This is a genomic window from Geobacillus sp. GHH01, from assembly GCF_000336445.1.
In the GTDB taxonomy this organism is placed as follows: Bacteria; Bacillota; Bacilli; order Bacillales; family Anoxybacillaceae; genus Geobacillus; species Geobacillus zalihae.
The window spans coordinates 2,012,951-2,030,127 of sequence record NC_020210.1 but is presented as its reverse complement, the minus strand read 5'-3'; the positions used below and the strand labels follow the sequence as shown (position 1 = coordinate 2,030,127).

Sequence of the window (17,177 nt, the reverse complement as noted above, 5' to 3'; positions counted from 1 at the left end):
CGATGGTAACCCATTCGATTTTAAACAAAGAAAACATTGTGCTAAATGCCCAACCCAAAACGAAAGAAGAGGCGATCCGTCTCGCCGGCGAGGTGTTGGTTAAGCAAGGATATGTCGCCCCGGCATATGTTGATGCGATGCTTGAGCGGGAAGAACTGACAACCACGTATATCGGCAACAACGTCGCCATTCCGCACGGAACGGAAGCGGCAAAAGCGCTCGTGAAACAGTCCGGCATTTCGATCGTGCAAGTTCCAGGCGGCGTCGATTTTGGCGGCGGCAACATGGCCACGATCGTGATCGGCATTGCCGGTAAAGACGGCGAACATTTGGACATTCTCTCCCAACTCGCGCTTGTATGTGCGGAAGCGGATCATGTAGAAGCAATGGCGAACGCCAAAACAGAAGAAGAAATTCTTGCGCTGCTCCATGAGGTGAACGGCTGATGCGGGCCGTCCACTTTGGCGCCGGCAACATCGGCCGCGGCTTTATCGGCAGTCTGCTGGCGGCGTCGGGATATGACGTCGTGTTCGTTGATGTCAATGGACAAATCGTCCGTTTGCTGAAAGAGCGGGGGGAGTATCGCGTCATTGTCGCCGGCGAGCAGCGAGAAGAACAATGGGTGCGCGGCGTCTCGGCGTTGAACAGCCAAACAGAGCGGGAGCAAGTCATCGCGGCGATCGCCGCCGCTGATTTGGTCACGACCGCCGTCGGCCCGCACATTTTGCCGGCCATCGCCCCGGTCATCGCCGCCGGGCTCAAGCAGCGGCTGGCCGCCCGGCAAGCTCCGCTTCATGTCATTGCGTGCGAAAATATGATCGGCGGCACGGAGACGTTGAAGCAGCACGTGTTTGCCCATCTTTCCGAAGCCGAACAACAGCTGGCGGGCGAGTCGGTCGGCTTTCTCAACTGCGCGGTTGACCGCATCGTGCCAAACCAAACGAACGATGATCCGCTGGCGGTGACGGTCGAGCCGTTTTTCGAATGGGCGATTGAAACGCGCAACGTCATCGGCGCGGTTCCGCCGATTCAAGGAGCGCATTTTGTCGCTGACTTAGGGCCGTATATTGAACGAAAGTTATTTACTGTCAACACCGGCCATGCCCTTGCCGCCTACTTAGGCTACCTCAAGCAATACGAAACCGTGCAAGACGCGATGAAAGACAGCGCCATTCGGGCGGATGTCGAACAGGCGCTCAGCGAATCCGGAGCGGTGTTGGTGAAAAAGCACGGTTGGAAGGCAGATGAGCACCGCGCGTATATCGAGACGACGATCGGGCGCTTCATGAACCCGGCGCTGTCCGACGACATCATCCGTGTCGCCCGCTCGCCGATCCGCAAACTTGGGCCGAACGACCGCCTCGTCGCTCCGGCAACGCAATACTGTGCGCTATTGGGCAGCGTCCCCGCTGGTCTTGCCAAGGGCATTGCCGCGCTGCTCTTGTTTGATCATCCGGAAGACAGCGAGGCGGCCGAGCTCCAACAAACGATCCGACAACGCGGGGTCGAAGAGGCGCTTCGGCAATACGCCGGGCTCGAAAGTGCGCACCCGCTTGCGGCCGCGGTGAGGGAAGAGTACGAAAAAATGGCTGAAAAGAAAAGGGCATAATGATTTATGATGGCACACCGTTGTCGTCGACCTCCAATCGTGCAAAAATCCCGGGGGATCGACGACAATGTTTTTTTGCGTCAAAATCCTACAACCAACACGGCTCAGCAGTATTGACAGAATTTTTGAAACGTGATATTCTGAAAACAGCCAAAAGGGGAAAAGCTTGATTTTATGCGCATTCTTTGGGTTTTTATCGTACCTATGAGGGATTGAAACACGGCACATTTTGCAGGTTTCATTACGATATTTTTTCAGTTTTTATCGTACCTATGAGGGATTGAAACGCAATATATTGGGCATATTTTGTTGCCCTACCAGCATGTTTTTATCGTACCTATGAGGGATTGAAACCGTTCGTTGCCGCGCTTGCCCAGTGGGAACGGGAGAACGTTTTTATCGTACCTATGAGGGATTGAAACAAAACTGCACTTCATCGGCAAGCACAATATCAGGCATAGTTTTTATCGTACCTATGAGGGATTGAAACCATCGTCGTTAAAGAGCAAAAGACCGGCAAGACGAGTTTTTATCGTACCTATGAGGGATTGAAACAAGGCAATCCTTCGCAATCCTTTGAAAAAGTATTACGTTTTTATCGTACCTATGAGGGATTGAAACAATCATTTGATTGAGGAAATATGTCACTTTCTTTCGCCAATAGGTTTTTATCGTACCTATGAGGGATTGAAACATGCGACAATAACCAACACTCATTATATAACGATGGTTTTTATCGTATCTATGAGGGATTGAAACAATGTTTATCCAACAGAGGACCATATTTCTCTCCGGTTTTTATCGTACCTATGAGGGATTGAAACTAGTGACCTTCCACTGGAATTTGACCAGTTACCCAGGTTTTTATCGTACCTATGAGGGATTGAAACTACTCACTCGTACCGTTCCAATCGGACTGTTTCAGGCTTTTATCGTCCCCATCAGTGATTGAAACACTGTGTAGTACGGCACAACTTTTTCTGTCTCCCATGCAGGATTTTCACCCCCTGCTTGCGAATGGATAGAATCGAACACGTTCAAAGAGGGGTGATCGAATGGCCATTGACCATGACCGATTGTTCAAAGAGCTGATTCAAACGTTCTTCGAAGAGTTTCTTCTCCTCTTTTTCCCCGACATGCACGAACACATTGATTTCCGCCATTTGTCCTTCCTGTCCGAAGAACTGTTTACCGATGTCACCGCAGGTGAAAAATACCGCGTCGATCTATTGGTCGAGACGAAACTGAAAGGAGAAGATGGGCTGATCATCGTTCATGTGGAGAATCAAAGCTATGTGCAACCATCGTTTCCAGAGCGCATGTTTGTCTATTTCAGCCGTCTGTTTGAAAAATACCGCACCCGCATCGTTCCGATCGCTGTCTTCAGCTATGAGGCCCTTCGCGAGGAACCGTCCGTGTTCTCAATCGAGTTTCCCTTTGGCGACGTGCTGCAGTTTCGCTTTTTCCCGGTGGAGCTGCGCAAGAAACATTGGCGGGACTACATCCGGCATGACAATCCGATCGCGGCTGCCCTCCTTGGCAAAATGGGGTATACTGAAAGTGAGAAAGTCGAGTTGAAAAAAGAGTGTTTGCGCATGTTGGTGCGATTGGAGCTGGATGAAGCGAGGCAGCGGCTGCTCTTGGGCTTTTTTGAAACATATGTGAAGTTGTCGGAGGAGGAAGAGCAACAACTGCAAAGAGAGGTGAGGGCGATGGAAACGAAAGAAAAAGAGCAAGTGTTGGAGCTGATCATTTCCTATGAGCAAAAGGGAAGGAAACAGGGGATAAAACAAGGAATGAAACAGCTGATCCGCAACATGGCGCGCAAAGGAATGAAGGCGGAAGACATTGCTAGGTTGGTGGATCTTCCAGAGGAAGATGTTTGGGAATTGCTTGAAGAGTAGGGGAATCAAATACAAGTGGCGGCCATCTAACGAGGACAGTTGGCGGCGGCAAAAGAGGTAGATGAAATCACTGATTCGTAAGTGATCGATTGTAAAAACGAATGATCGTCCTGCCACATGAAAGATGAGGAACGAACGTCAGAAAGTATGCACTGTACCAACGTTTTATGTACCGTCGGCCTTGAAGGCTGGCGGTCTTTTTTTGCTTTGAGACTCCAGCGTTCCCCGAGGCGTCTTGGCCATATCAGGTCATGTTGATTATACGTCCATGAACAAAATGCACAAAATTCATTTTATTTTCAAAAACTTCACGTTCACCCTGGGGCATGGTAAGGTTGAGTTTGAAAACGTTATCAAAAACAAGGGGGCAGGGAGAAATGAAGAAAACGAAATGGTGGGGATTGCTCGCTGCAGGGATGATGACACTGGCTTTGGCGGCCTGTGGGGGCAATGAATCGGCGGGGTCGAAATCGTCCGGTTCGAACTCTGGCTCATCGGCCTCAAACTATCCGACGAAGCCGATTACGATTGTTGCTCCGTCTGGAGCGGGCGGCGGTTGGGATTTAACGGCCCGCGCGGTCACGAAAGTGTTGGATGAGACAGGGCTTGTCAAACAGACGATGACGGTCGAAAACAAACCGGGCGGCGGCGGGGCGGTCTTTATGGCTGAGTACGCCACCCAGGATGTCAAAAACGATTACAAACTGTTTGTCAACTCGCCGCCGATTATCATCAACAACCTGAAAAAAGAAGGGAACAGCCCGTTCGGCTACAAAGACACAACCCCGCTCGCCCAGTTGACAAAAGACTTTGGCGCGATTGTGGTTAAAGCCGATTCAAAGTTTCAAACGTTGACCGACTTGCTGAACGCCATTAAACAAAATCCGAAATCCGTCACCATTGCCGGAGGGTCGGCGCCAGGGTCGATGGACCACTTAGTGGCGATTTTGCCGATCTATAAGTCGGGCATCGATCCAAAATCAGTCAAGTATGTTTCGTACGATGGCGGCGGAGAAGCGATGGCGGCGCTGCTTGGCGGCAATGCGGATGTGATTGCGACGGATGCGTCTTCGGTTGGCGAATATTTGAAAGCCGGCAAAGTGCGGGTGCTGGCGGTTTCCGCTCCTGAACGCCTCGACGGAGTGCTGAAAGACGTGCCGACGATGAAAGAGCTTGGTCTTGATGCCGAGTTTACGATTTGGCGCGGCGTGTTCGGGCCGAAGGAAATGTCTTCGGAAGCAAAAGCGTTTTGGGAAGAGACATTGAAAAAGCTGTCTGAGCATGAAAAATGGAAAGAAGAGCTGCAAAAGCAAGGTTGGGAGGCAGAGTACCGCAATTCGGAAGAGTTTACGAAATTTTTGCAAGAGCAAGAGCAGCAAGTCGGCGACCTGCTGAAGTCGCTTGGGATGCATAAATAACTCGAGGGGGAAGAGCATTCTTCCCCTTTTTCCAAAAGCGGGAGGGAAAGCGATGAACAAAACGGCTGACCGGATCGCGGCGGTGGCGTTTTTGGCTGTGGGCGCTTTGTTTATGGTGGAAAGTTTGCGCATATCGAAAAGCGCCTACGGCAGCGCTGTCGGGCCGAATGTGTTTCCGTTTTTGCTTGGACTTGTGTTGGTTTTATTAAGCATAAAACTGCTGTTTGAGACAAGAAATTATTCAGGCGCAACAGGGGAGAAACTGCCGCGGCAATATAAAAAGTTTCTTGTCATTTTCATCGCCGCCATTTTCTATGCGGCGTTGCTTGAAACGGTTGGATATGTGATCACGACATTTCTCTTTCTTGTCATCGGCTTTCAAACGATGGAAAAAGGGGCGCTGTGGAAATCGATCGCCATTGCGGCTGGTTTTTCGTTAGGCGTATATGGCCTTTATGTGAAACTGTTGCAAGGAACATTGCCGAGCTGGCCGATTTGGTTCCAATGAAAGGAGGGGCATCATGGACACACTATCGTTTTTGTTTGACGGATTTCAGACGGCGCTTCAGCCGCATAACTTGCTGTTTGCGTTTATCGGGGTGTTGATCGGCACGGCGGTCGGCGTGCTTCCTGGGATCGGGCCGATGAGCGGGGTGGCGCTGCTCATTCCGGTGACGGCGTCGATGACATCGGGTTTGAGTCCCGAGCAGGCGGCCGCCAGTTCGATCATTTTGTTGGCCGGCGTCTATTACGGGGCGATGTACGGCGGGTCGACGACGTCAATTTTGTTAAACACGCCCGGGGAATCATCGTCTGTTGTCACGACGCTGGACGGCTACCAAATGGCGCGGCAAGGCCGGGCTGGAGCGGCGCTGGCGATTGCGGCGATCGGTTCGTTTGTGGCGGGGATTGTGTCGCTCATCGGTCTTGTATTATTAGCGGAGCCGCTGTCCAATGTCGCCTTGAAGTTCGGTCCGGCGGAGTATTTTTCGCTTATGCTGCTGGGGCTTGCTGCGGTGAGCGGCCTTGCCGGCAAATCGATGACGAAAGCGTGGATCATGACGGTGTTCGGCTTGTTGCTTTCCACGATCGGGCTCGACAACGTCTCTGGCGTCGCACGCTTCACGTACAACATTTCCTATTTGTATGGGGGGCTGGAGTTTTTAACCGTAGCGGTCGGGTTGTTTGCGTTGGGAGAAGTATTCAAGTCGATTCTCCACGACGAAATGAACAGCGGGGAAATTGCGAAAATTGGCCGCGTGTTGCCGACGAAAGCGGACTTGAAGGAAAGTGCCGGCCCGATTGCCCGCGGGTCGCTGCTCGGATTTTTCATCGGCGTGCTGCCGGGAGCCGGAGCGACGTTGGCCTCATTTTTCTCTTATATTCTTGAAAAGAAAATCAGCAAACATCCAGAAAAATTCGGCCAAGGGACGATCGCCGGCGTCGCGGCGCCCGAGTCGGCGAACAACGGTGCGTCTGGAGGCGCGATGATCCCGCTGTTGACGCTGGGCATTCCAGGATCGGGAACGACGGCCATTTTGATGGGTGCACTCATTATGTACAACGTCCAGCCGGGTCCGCTGTTGTTTGATGAACATCCGGCTGTTGCCTGGGGATTGATTGCGAGCATGTTTATCGGAAATGTGATGTTGTTAATTCTCAACATGCCGCTTGTGAAACTATTTGCGAAAATCATCCAAACACCGACGAAGTATTTGTTGCCGCTCATTATCGCCATCTCTGTATTCGGCGTGTATGCGGTGCAAGTGACGACGTTTGATGTGTTTCTGTTGTTGGCATTTGGCTTGCTCGGCTATTGGCTCGCGGAACACGATTACCCGCTCGCGCCTCTTGTATTGGGGCTTGTGCTGGGGCCAATGATTGAAAACAACATGCGCCGGGCGTTGACGGCATCCAACGGGGACTATCTCGTGTTCGTTGAAAAGCCGATTTCGCTCGTCTTGTTGGTCATCGCCTTATTGTGGATTGCCGTGCCGTTTTTCATGAAATTACGAGGAAAAACCGTCATTGTCAATGAAGATATGTAATAATAGAAAGAAAGGCTTTCTTCCTTTAGTGGAGGATGGTCTTTCTTTTCATTTTTCCGTTTGGAGGACAGCACGATGAAACTGCAAACACGGTTGATGATGATCATTTGTTCGCTGCTTTTGTTTGTCATCGTGTTTCTTACATTTTTATTCCAACATATGTTTGCTGAGACGCTCAAGCAGCAAATCGGCATGCGGGCGCTGAACGTGGCGGAAACCGTCGCGTCCACCCCGCTTGTGCGCGAGGCGTTCCGCGACCCCGATCCGTCCGTGCGCTTGCAGCCGTTTGCTGAATATATTCGCCGAAAGACAGGGGCGGAATACGTCGTCATCGGCAACCGCCAAGGAATCCGCTATGCTCACCCGCTGCCGGATCGGATCGGCAAACCGATGGTCGGGGGCGACAACGGTGAGGTGCTTAAAGGCAAGGCCATTATTTCAGAGGCGGTCGGTTCACTCGGTCCGGCAATCCGCGGAAAAGCGCCGGTTTTGGATGAAAACGGACAGGTGATCGGCATTGTTTCGGTCGGTTTTTTGCTAGAGGATATTCGACAAACGGTGTGGTCATATAGCCTGAAGATTTTTCTCTTCTCTGTTCTTGCCCTTTTGCTCGGAGCGGTGGGGGCCGTGGCGATCGCCAAGGCGGTGAAGAAATCGATTCATGGCCTTGAACCGGAAGAAATCGGTTTGCTCTACCAAGAAAAGCAAGCGATTTTAGAGGCGATTCGCGAAGGAATTGTGGCCATCAATCAAGAGGGAACGATTACAATGGTCAACCGAACGGCACTGAAGCTGCTTGGGTATGAGAACGAACGCGATGTGCTGGGAATGCCGATCTTGCAGCTTATTCCCCACTCGAGGCTGCCTGAAGTCATTCGGACGGGGCAGGCGGAATTTGACGATGAAATGGTGTTAGGTGAAGAAACGGTCATTGCCAATCGCATTCCGATTAAAGATAAAGCGGACCGCGTGATCGGGGCGGTGTCGACGTTTCGCAATAAATCAGAACTGTATCGCCTGACAAAAGAGCTGTCACAGCTGCGAAGTTATGCCGATGCCTTGCGCGCGCAAACGCACGAATTTTCCAACAAGCTGTATTTGATCTCTGGCCTGATTCAACTGGAATCGTATGAGGAAGCGCTTGAACTGATCGCAAAAGAGACCGACTTGCAACAAAACATCGTCCGGTTTGTCATGAAAGAAATTCCAGATCCGATCATCGGCGGTCTGCTGATCGGCAAGTTCAATCGCGCCAACGAGCTGAAAATTGTGTTTGAAATTGATCGGGAAAGCAGTTTCCGTGATGTGCCGTCATGGATGGACCGGGACCATCTGGTAACCATTATTGGGAATGTCGTAGATAACGCCATGGAAGCCGTTCTCCATAACGGAAAGGAAGAGAAACGGGTGGCCGTTTTTTTGACTGACCTTGGCGATGATTTAATTATTGAGGTTGAGGATAACGGATTAGGCATTGACCCAGCTGTAGCGGAACGGATCTACGAGCGCGGCTTTTCAACGAAGGCGGCCGGAGGGCGGGGGTATGGGCTTGATCTAGTGAACCGGGCGTTGACAATGCTCGGGGGGCAAATGACGCATCGATCGGAGCAAGGAGCAGGCACGGTATTTACCATCATGATCCCAAAGCGACCGGCCCATGTCGGTCGGCAGTGCCGCCAAGGCTAGAAGGAGGGAACCGATGTTGCCGATTCGTGTACTGATTATTGAAGACGACCGTCGCATTGCGGAAATCAATCGGCGCTTTGTTGAGAAAGTGAACGGTTATGAAGTGGTCGGCATCGCCACGAACGCTGAAGAGGCAAGGGAATTGACGGAGGTGCTGCGGCCAGACGTGTTATTGCTTGATGTCTATTTTCCCGACATGGACGGCCTTTCGTTTTTGAAATGGGTTCGTGAACATTTTTCTGATATTGATATCATTATGATTACCGCAGCCCGGGAAGTAGATGTACTGAAACAAGCGCTGCATGGCGGGGTGTTTGATTACATCATCAAGCCGATTATGTTTGACCGTTTTGCGGAAACGTTAAATCGATACAAGGAGTATTATGACAAAATGCAACGGTGGGTGAAAGAGAAAGAGTGGATTGGCCAAGAAGATGTTGATGCATTAATTGGAAGAGAAGTGTCCGTTAAGGACCAGCCCATGTTGCCTAAAGGCATTCAGCCATTGACCCTAGAAAAAGTGTTGGCGGTTGTGAGACAGTGCCCGGAAGGCATCACCGCTGAAGAAGTGGGGCGGCAAATCGGAACCAGCCGGACGACGGCCCGCCGTTACTTGGAGTATCTCGTCTCTGTCGGCCAGGTGACGGCCGATATTGCCTATGGATCCGTTGGGCGGCCGGAACGAGTTTACAAGAAGAAAATGTAGATATGGATTTTCAAAAATGAAACATCCATTATATGGATAAAGAAAGAGAGGAGAGCGTCTTGGCTGTTTTTAGCGGCATTTTATTGCAAGTGATGGTTCCGATGTTGTTGATTGTCGGCTTGGGGGCAGGGCTTCACCGCTTCTTTCATCTTGACCTCAATACGTTATCCAAATTGAACATGTACGTCCTGCTGCCGGCAGTCGCATTCATCAACGTGTATGACAGTGAGTTGAATGGAAAGGTGTTGGCGGCCATCTTAGGATTTCTCTTGTTGCAAAACAGCGGACTGATCGTTTTGAGTATGATGATGGCCAAGTTATTCAAATTGGAACGGAGTTTGTCAGCCGTATTTCAAAACACTATTGTGTTGAACAACTCAGGTAATTTCGGCATCCCGGTCAGTCAGCTTGTATTTCATCAACATCCGCTCGGGGCGACGATTCAAATTATGGTGACGATCTTTCAAAATTTCTTGACGAATACATATGGGGTATACCAGTTTGTATCCGGGAATGGAAAAAGAGGGAAATGGACTGCGGAGATATGGAAAAATCCCGTTCTTCACGCGCTGTTGCTTGGCGTAGTTTGTCGATGGCTTCATATCCCCATCCCATCATTTTTATGGGCGCCGCTTCAGCGGGTCGCCGATGCGTTTTTAGCCATCGCTCTCTTTACGTTGGGAGCGCAAATCGCCTACGCCCGTTTTACTGCCTTGCCGCCGCTTGTGTATGTGAGTGTGTTCGGGCGCTTGATTTTGTCGCCGCTGTTGGCTGCGTCTTTGATCTTTCTATTAGGAATGGATGGAGTGACGGCTCAGGCATTGCTCATTGCCAGTTCCTATCCGTGCTCGCGCAATACGGCGCTGTATGCACTCGAGTATGACTGCCACCCAGATTATGCCGCCCAGGCGGTGTTGGTGTCGACCTTGTTGAGCGCCATTACCGTGACAGGCGCAGTATATGCGGCCCGGCTGCTGTTTCCGATTAGCGGATGAAAACGGGGCAAGCTGTCGTCGATCCCCAATCGTGCAAAAATCCCGGGGGATCGACGACAATGTCTTTTCGCGTCAAAATCCTACAACCAACACGGCTGAACAGTATTGACAGAATTTTTGAAACGTGTTATTCTGAAAACAGCCAAAAGGGAAAAAGCTTGATTTTACGCACATGGTTTGGGGGTTTTTATCGTACCTATGAGGGATTGAAACTCTTTATCACAGACCATCCAGTTTACGATTTCTTTTACGTTTTTATCGTACCTATGAGGGATTGAAACAACACATCGTCATGCGGAATGACATCTATATTTTTGTTTTTATCGTACCTATGAGGGATTGAAACTAACGATGTTCTATTTTTAGCAGGGATGAAAAGACGTTTTTATCGTACCTATGAGGGATTGAAACTGCTAGTCGTGATTCCACCTCCTTGATCAATTCTTCAAGTTTTTATCGTACCTATGAGGGATTGAAACGCTAATCCCTGCTTTTCAAGTGATTTCATAACGTCATTTGTTTTTATCGTACCTATGAGGGATTGAAACTATGAATCAGACAGTAGCGACAGAACAAAATGCAGTGTTTTTATCGTACCTATGAGGGATTGAAACATATCTTTCAGATACATTTCGAGGCTTTCCAACCTCTGTTTTTATCGTACCTATGAGGGATTGAAACTTGCGTTTTTAATAGTTCTAATCTCTTCCTCGACATGTTTTTATCGTACCTATGAGGGATTGAAACGCTACAACCGCCATATCGAGTTCCGTTGCTACCGTTGTTTTTATCGTACCTATGAGGGATTGAAACAGAAAGCAAGTAAAGCGGCTTGCCGTTGTAATTCCTCCGTTTTTATCGTACCTATGAGGGATTGAAACAATCAAACCGAAGAAGATTTTGAACTGATTATTGTGTTTTTATCGTACCTATGAGGGATTGAACCTATCTCCCTGCCACAGCTGAACCACTGCTGAGTTCAGCTTGTTTTACCGCTCGACATAGAAGACCGGTGAAAAACGGTGGCTTTCGCGTAATCAGCGTTTTGGGGCGCGAGAGAAGGCCTAGTTTTAAAAGACTTATCCACTTGAGAAAATAGTGTTTTTCGCGGTTTTTTCACTACATCACCACCCTTATAGGAAAAGGACGAATGCGAAATGGCGCATGCCAAAAAACGTGGGAGGGATAAGGAGGAGTTCGGCCGCGAAGGGCGAATACAGTACGGTGAATCCGACATTGCCGGGAGGGAAAACGTGGCTAGGAAGCGAATCGATCATGACCGGTTGTTCAAAGAGCTGCTGTCGACATTTTTTGAGGAGTTTTTGCTCCTTTTCTTTCCCGATGTGTACGAGTACATTGACGTTCACCATCTCTCTTTCCTCTCCGAGGAACTGTTCACCGATGTGACGGCCGGAGAGAAGCACCGCGTCGACTTGTTGGTCGAAACAAAGGTAAAAGGGGAAGACGGGCTCGTCATTGTCCATGTCGAGCATCAAAGCTACACCCAGCGGACCTTCCCCGAGCGAATGTTCCTCTACTTCAGCCGCTTGTTTCAAAAATACCGCCGCCGCATTCTCCCGATCGCCATCTTCAGCTATGACGAACAATACGACGAACCTTCCTCATTGGTCATGCAGTTTCCGTTTTTGACCGTTCTCGACTTCCACTTTTTGACGGTGGAGCTATGCAAACTGCCGTGGCGCGCGTACATCCGTCATGACAACCCCGTCGCCGCTGCCTTGCTAAGCAAAATGGGGTATAATGAAGATGAGAAAGTCGACGTGAAAAAGGAATTTTTGCGCATGCTCGTCCGCCTCGAGCTGGATGAAGCGAAACAGCGGCTGTTGTTCGGTTTTTTCGAGACGTATTTGCGGCTATCCGAAGAGGAGGAAGCGAAACTGCGAAACGAGGTGAGCCAAATGGAAACGAAGGAAGCAAAGCGTGTGATGGAACTCATCGTCTCATACGAACAGCGGGGGATGGAAAAGGGAATCCAACAAGGAATCGAACAGGGGATGAAGCAAGGACGCCAACAAGGGATCGAGGAAGGGAAGCTCGACGTGGTGAAGAGAATGCTGGCGAAAGGGTACGATGTCGACACGATTCACGAACTGACTGGGCTGCCGGTCGAGACGATTGAAAAGGTGAAGAAGTAAGTCGGATGCTCTCTGGCTGGAGCGAACGTCGCCGCCCGCAATGGCGTCAAATCCCTCATAAAGGGCGGCGGCCGTCTTGTTAGAGCCTTCGGACGTTTCGTTCCCAGGGGAGGTTTTTGGAAACGCCGTGTTTTGGGAACTTTTTCGATTTATGAACGGCGTTTTTCTTTTATGATCAGTCTTCTAATTTTTTACCGTTTTCTCACGAATTTAAAAACCATAAAAACAGCTAAAATAACGACACCTATAAAAAGGTAGCCTAAAATAGACGTCATGGTAGTCAGCATGTCCCATTCTCCTTTTTGTTAATTGGTATCGGTATACAATTGTGCTTGTGAAGCTCTAATAAACTCATTATGTTCTTCTGCGGCTTTCACAGATGTTTCAGAAACGCCAAACGATAATGTAGAAAATACTAAAACAAACGACAGGATCATAAAAATTTTCCTCAAAAAAATCACTCTCCTCTAGAAGGCTGGTGATTTAGTGAAAAGTCGCAGAAAACGGATTTCCTTCTCAAATTGAGAAATCCTTTAAAATCAACGCTTTTCGTTCATCCAAAAGCAACTGATTCAGCGAAATCGGTTGTTTTTCACTAGCCTCCTAGAAATGTTTCTTTTTCGGTATAAGACCTCCTAAATCCCTGTCTTAGAGTGTGCATTTTTCAACGATCTTCTATACCCGTGGTGCTAGTTGAGCTTTAGCGCTCAACTAGCCCAAGTGTAACCAGGGAATAAGCTAACAATATACCGTCTAGTGCCACTTCAAATCCGATAATCGAATTGGCTCGGATCCCCGTGATGCGATAGTGGTCAACCAGAACCGAGAACACCGTCTCGATCACTTTGCGTTTTTGTTGGATCCACTGCTCCCATGTCTCAGACGCACGATGTTTCTGGTTTTTTCGAGACGGAGTCCAAAGCGCCATTTGGTATTCTTCGTACAGCCTTTTTTGCAAGTCACGGCTAATGAATCCTTTGTCCCCAAAGTTATACGGGTGGGGAATTTGGGTCATCACGCTTTCGGCTGCGATTCGATCGTGGCAAGATGCTTCCGTCACCACATACCCCATTGGCAGCCCTTGATCGGTCACTTGAAGGTGCAGCTTCAACCCGTAGTACCATTGCTTTTTGGAAGCGCAATACCCGATGTCGGCGATCTCTTGAAACCGTTTGACGCGATGCATTCTTGCCGTATGGCACAATGGGAGCGGCAAGCTGTCCACGACGGCATAGGCATGATGTTGGCCACGTTTTGCCAGCTCATGGCGGATCCATTTGATAGCGAAGCCAAGCGCCCGGCAGCGGCGGTTATACCGGGAACGTTCGAGAAACGAGCCGTTTGTGAACAAATTTCCCGTGACAAAACGATGCCACGCCCGTTCAGAAGTAAAACCGAGCAGCTTTCCTAAAAGATGAATGGCGATGATGACAGCGTCCTCTTGCTTGACCAAATGGCGATTTCGACGATGAAGATGCACCTGAATGCATGAAAGTTGAGCAGAAACAAAAACGAAAATGGCGGCATATTGCTTTTGAATCTTGGCCCGATCTGTAGTAAAATGAAAGTGCTCTTGCATAGGGATCCTCCTTTTTAATGGTTGGTTGCACTTTCATTTTAAGGGGATCCTCATGCAAGGGCTATTTTTATGCTTGTTTGAGTTTATCTAGCACCACGGGTCTTCTATATAATTTTATTGGAAATTTGGAAAAGAAGGAATTTTATGACCATATTAAAAATAGGTATTTGTTCATAAAAATGAATCAATGCATTGCTTAGTGCAAAATGAAAGTACAATCTATGAAGCCGTTTGGCGCGATCCATTCGGGCGGAATGACATCACTCGATCGGCAAGCTGTCACGGCCGTATACCATTCATTGATTTTTTTAGATTTCAAACAAAAACTATTGTAAACCGCTTTCACTTGGTTTATAATAAAGCTAAACCGGTTTATGAAAACGCTTTTGAACTAAATCGATTTAGTGCGAGAGAGGGATCCCTTTTGAAAAAAGTAACGATGGCCGATGTCGCGAAATTGGCCAACGTTTCGAAAAGTACGGTGTCACAATACTTAAATAAGCGCTATGAGTATATGAGCGAGGAGACGAGAAAACGCATCGCCGAGGCGATCGAAGAGCTTGGGTATCAGCCGAACATCATCGCCCGCAGTTTGAAGCAAAAGACGACAGCGACCATTGGCGTGATTGTTTTTAATATGCTTCATATGATGACAACGCAAGTGCTGCACGCCGTTGAAGAGGAATGCCAAAAGCGCGGGTTTCAAGTCATTGTCTGCAATTCCGGCGATGATCCGGACAAGGAGAAAACATATGTCGATACGCTGCTGGCGAAGCAAGTGGACGGGCTGATCGTGTTTCCGACAGGAAAGAACGAGGACGTCTACCGCCGTCTTGTCGAGGAACGGTTTCCGCTCGTCTTTGTCGACCGGATGGTGCCGGGAGTGGAGGCGGACAGCGTGCTTCTGGATAACTTCGCTGCCGCGGAGATGGCAGTCGATTATTTCGCTTCCAACGGTTATCGGCGCATCGCTATTGTCACCCCTCCGCTTGTCCCTTACAACGTGCCGCGGATGGAGCGGTTGGAAGGGTTTCGGGCGGCCATGCGCAAAAGAGGACTGGACGTTGAAGATGGGAACATCATCGCCGCTGATCCGGACGCGCTGCCTAGGGAGCTGAAGAAGCGGTTCGTGGAACCGGAGCGGCCTAATGCCTTGTTTGCGATCAACGACTTGACGTTGATGGGGGTTTTGCGGTTTGTGAAAGACGCAGGGGTTCGTGTGCCGGATGAGGTGGCGATCATCAACATCGATGATGTGCCGTTTGCCGACATTTACACGCCGGCGCTGACAACCATCGCCCAGCCGACGTTTGCGATGGGGAAAAAAGCAGCCGAGCGCGTGTTTGAACAAATGAAAGCGAAAAAAGCCGACGGTCCGCGCGTATTTCGTTTCTCCCCGACATTGATGGAACGGACATCGATCAGGCGGGGGAAGGCATGAAGAAGGGAGGAGAAACGATGGCGATTCACGGGGACGTCGTCATTGGGATTGATATTGGGACGACAAGTACGAAAGCGGTCGTGTTTGACGGGCGGGGGAAGGTGCTGGCTTCTCACGCCGTCGACTATCCGATCATCCAGCCGCATCCGGGGTTTGCCGAGCAGGATCCGGATGAACTGTTCGCGGCGGTCGTTCAGGCAGTGGGGGCGGTGACGATTCGCCACGGCATCCGCCCAGAGCAGGTGAAAGCGATGGGCTTGAGCGCGGCGATGCACTCGATTATGGCGCTTGACGAGTCGGGCCGGCCGCTCACCTGCCTCCTCATTTGGGCGGACAACCGAAGCGTGGCTCAAACGGAGCGGCTGTTGAAAGAGCAAAACGGGCTTGCCATTTACCGGCGGACGGGGACTCCGATCCATCCGATGTCGCCGCTATCGAAATTGCTTTGGCTCAAGGAAGAGCAGCCGGACGTATTTCAGCAAGCACGGCGGTTTGTGTCGGTGAAAGATTACGTGTTGCACCGTCTGTATGGCGACTATGTCGCTGACCATTCCATGGCATCGGCGACGGGTTTATTCCGATTGGACACGCTCGATTGGGACGAGGAGGCGCTCGCCCTTGTCGGCATCCGCCGCGACCAGCTGCCGCGGCTCGTTCCCGCCACGCATATCATGACTGGGATGAAAAGAGAATGGGCGGAAAAAATGGGAGTCGCTTCGGATGTGCCTGTTGTCATCGGGGCGAGCGACGGCGTGCTCGCCAACGTCGGCGTCGGGGCGGTGCTCCCAGGTGAAGCGGCCATCACGATCGGAACGAGCGGGGCGGTGCGGACGATTGCGGCAAAACCGACGACCGATGAAAAAGGGCGGACGTTTTGTTATGCGTTGACGCCCGGCTATTGGGTCGTCGGCGGACCGACGAACAACGGCGGCATTTTGCTTCGCTGGCTGCGCGACGAGTTCGGCGCCCACGAGCGGGAAGTGGCGAAAAAGCTCGGCATGGATCCGTATGACTTGTTGACGAAATACGCGGAACGCGTCCCGCCGGGGGCGGAAGGGCTTGTGTTTTTGCCGTTTTTGTCGGGCGAGCGGGCGCCGTACTGGAATGCGAATGCGCGTGGGACGTTTTTTGGCCTTGGCCTTCATCATAAGCGCGAGCATTTCATCCGTGCTGTCATGGAAGGCGTCTGCTTCAGCATTTTGTCTGTCGCTTTGGCCATTCGCGACGTCACGGGGCCGATGTCGGAAATCCGCGTCTCAGGAGGATTCGCCAAATCGCCGTTTTGGCGGCAAATGCTTTCTGATATGCTCGGCAAACCGCTCATCGTGCCGCAGACGCACGAGGCGTCGGCGCTAGGGGCGGCTGCCGTGGCGCTTTACGCGTTAGGCGAGCTGCCGTCGCTCGAAACGGTGAAAACGTGGATCGACACAACGGCCCGCCATGAGCCGAAGGAAGAACATACGCTCATTTACGCTGAACTGTTTGATTTGTATGCCCGCTTGTATGAGCGATTGAAAGAGGAATTTGACATCATCGCTGCGTTTCAGCGGCGGAGTGGGTAAAGGGAGGAAGACTAAATCGATTTAGCTGGCTATGATCGGGCGCTAAATCGATTTAGCCCTTGCCTTCAAAGAA

Annotated in this window: 13 protein-coding genes and 2 CRISPR repeat arrays; of the genes, 12 read left to right on the top strand and 1 reads right to left on the bottom strand. The window is 50.5% G+C overall.

All coding sequences use genetic code 11. The features are described 5' to 3' along the window. Positions 1–2 precede the first annotated feature (2 nt). From GHH_RS09915 to GHH_RS09870, 10 genes are all read left to right on the top strand, one after another. The gene (locus tag GHH_RS09915) at positions 3–446 is read left to right on the top strand and encodes a PTS sugar transporter subunit IIA (RefSeq protein WP_015375039.1); all 444 of its coding nucleotides are present in this window, start codon (positions 3–5) and stop codon (positions 444–446) included. After that, a complete protein-coding gene (locus tag GHH_RS09910; protein WP_015375038.1) occupies positions 446–1,609 on the top strand; it encodes a mannitol-1-phosphate 5-dehydrogenase in 1,164 nt (387 codons plus the stop codon). The genes GHH_RS09915 and GHH_RS09910 overlap by 1 nt, the downstream gene beginning before the upstream one ends. A gap of 189 nt (positions 1,610–1,798) precedes the next feature. Next, positions 1,799–2,613: direct repeats of the CRISPR family, unit length 30 nt; unit sequence GTTTTTATCGTACCTATGAGGGATTGAAAC. Positions 2,614–2,664: 51 nt separating this feature from the next. Beyond that, positions 2,665–3,513 (top strand): Rpn family recombination-promoting nuclease/putative transposase, encoded by an 849-nt coding sequence (locus tag GHH_RS09905; RefSeq protein WP_015375037.1) that lies wholly within the window; start codon positions 2,665–2,667, stop codon positions 3,511–3,513. Positions 3,514–3,890: 377 nt separating this feature from the next. Then, on the top strand, positions 3,891–4,931 hold the full coding sequence (locus GHH_RS09900) for a tripartite tricarboxylate transporter substrate binding protein (protein ID WP_015375036.1): 1,041 nt from the start codon (positions 3,891–3,893) through the stop codon (positions 4,929–4,931). Positions 4,932–4,983: 52 nt separating this feature from the next. After that, positions 4,984–5,439: a tripartite tricarboxylate transporter TctB family protein gene (locus GHH_RS09895; protein WP_015375035.1), complete on the top strand. Its 456-nt coding sequence runs from the start codon at positions 4,984–4,986 to the stop codon at positions 5,437–5,439. Positions 5,440–5,452: 13 nt separating this feature from the next. Continuing rightward, positions 5,453–6,979 (top strand): tripartite tricarboxylate transporter permease, encoded by a 1,527-nt coding sequence (locus GHH_RS09890; RefSeq protein WP_015375034.1) that lies wholly within the window; start codon positions 5,453–5,455, stop codon positions 6,977–6,979. A gap of 75 nt (positions 6,980–7,054) precedes the next feature. Continuing rightward, positions 7,055–8,665, top strand: a complete 1,611-nt coding sequence (locus GHH_RS09885) for a sensor histidine kinase (protein ID WP_015375033.1) — start codon at positions 7,055–7,057, stop codon at positions 8,663–8,665. A 13-nt stretch (positions 8,666–8,678) separates the two neighbouring features. Then, positions 8,679–9,371, top strand: coding sequence for a response regulator (locus GHH_RS09880; RefSeq protein WP_015375032.1), 693 nt, complete (start codon positions 8,679–8,681; stop codon positions 9,369–9,371). Between the two features lie 59 nt (positions 9,372–9,430). Next, positions 9,431–10,366: an AEC family transporter gene (locus tag GHH_RS09875; RefSeq protein ID WP_015375031.1), complete on the top strand. Its 936-nt coding sequence runs from the start codon at positions 9,431–9,433 to the stop codon at positions 10,364–10,366. A 183-nt stretch (positions 10,367–10,549) separates the two neighbouring features. After that, positions 10,550–11,312: a CRISPR direct-repeat array (repeat unit 30 nt; unit sequence GTTTTTATCGTACCTATGAGGGATTGAAAC). A 307-nt stretch (positions 11,313–11,619) separates the two neighbouring features. Further along, positions 11,620–12,522, top strand: coding sequence for an Rpn family recombination-promoting nuclease/putative transposase (locus tag GHH_RS09870; RefSeq protein WP_033005793.1), 903 nt, complete (start codon positions 11,620–11,622; stop codon positions 12,520–12,522). A 700-nt stretch (positions 12,523–13,222) separates the two neighbouring features. Here GHH_RS09870 and GHH_RS09865 read toward each other — a convergent pair. Next, positions 13,223–14,101, bottom strand: coding sequence for an IS982 family transposase (locus GHH_RS09865; protein WP_011230510.1), 879 nt, complete (start codon positions 14,099–14,101; stop codon positions 13,223–13,225). A 424-nt stretch (positions 14,102–14,525) separates the two neighbouring features. On the opposite strand from GHH_RS09865, the gene GHH_RS09860 reads away from it, so the two are divergent. Together GHH_RS09860 and gntK are read left to right on the top strand one after the other, a co-directional pair. Further along, the gene (locus GHH_RS09860; RefSeq protein WP_015375028.1) at positions 14,526–15,542 is read left to right on the top strand and encodes a LacI family DNA-binding transcriptional regulator; all 1,017 of its coding nucleotides are present in this window, start codon (positions 14,526–14,528) and stop codon (positions 15,540–15,542) included. A gap of 17 nt (positions 15,543–15,559) precedes the next feature. Further along, entirely contained in the window at positions 15,560–17,104 is a 1,545-nt protein-coding gene (gntK, locus tag GHH_RS09855) for a gluconokinase (protein ID WP_015375027.1), read from the top strand. The last annotated feature ends 73 nt before the right edge of the window (positions 17,105–17,177 follow it).

What these genes read in the sequence shown, in the direction of transcription:
- GHH_RS09915 (WP_015375039.1), top strand. Translation starts at nt 3, where the DNA reads ATGGTAACCCATTCGATTTTAAACAAAGAAAACATTGTGCTAAATGCC.
- GHH_RS09910 (WP_015375038.1), top strand. Translation starts at nt 446, where the DNA reads ATGCGGGCCGTCCACTTTGGCGCCGGCAACATCGGCCGCGGCTTTATC.
- GHH_RS09905 (WP_015375037.1), top strand. Translation starts at nt 2,665, where the DNA reads ATGGCCATTGACCATGACCGATTGTTCAAAGAGCTGATTCAAACGTTC.
- GHH_RS09900 (WP_015375036.1), top strand. Translation starts at nt 3,891, where the DNA reads ATGAAGAAAACGAAATGGTGGGGATTGCTCGCTGCAGGGATGATGACA.
- GHH_RS09895 (WP_015375035.1), top strand. Translation starts at nt 4,984, where the DNA reads ATGAACAAAACGGCTGACCGGATCGCGGCGGTGGCGTTTTTGGCTGTG.
- GHH_RS09890 (WP_015375034.1), top strand. Translation starts at nt 5,453, where the DNA reads ATGGACACACTATCGTTTTTGTTTGACGGATTTCAGACGGCGCTTCAG.
- GHH_RS09885 (WP_015375033.1), top strand. Translation starts at nt 7,055, where the DNA reads ATGAAACTGCAAACACGGTTGATGATGATCATTTGTTCGCTGCTTTTG.
- GHH_RS09880 (WP_015375032.1), top strand. Translation starts at nt 8,679, where the DNA reads ATGTTGCCGATTCGTGTACTGATTATTGAAGACGACCGTCGCATTGCG.
- GHH_RS09865 (WP_011230510.1), bottom strand. Translation starts at nt 14,101, where the DNA reads ATGCAAGAGCACTTTCATTTTACTACAGATCGGGCCAAGATTCAAAAG.
- gntK (WP_015375027.1), top strand. Translation starts at nt 15,560, where the DNA reads ATGGCGATTCACGGGGACGTCGTCATTGGGATTGATATTGGGACGACA.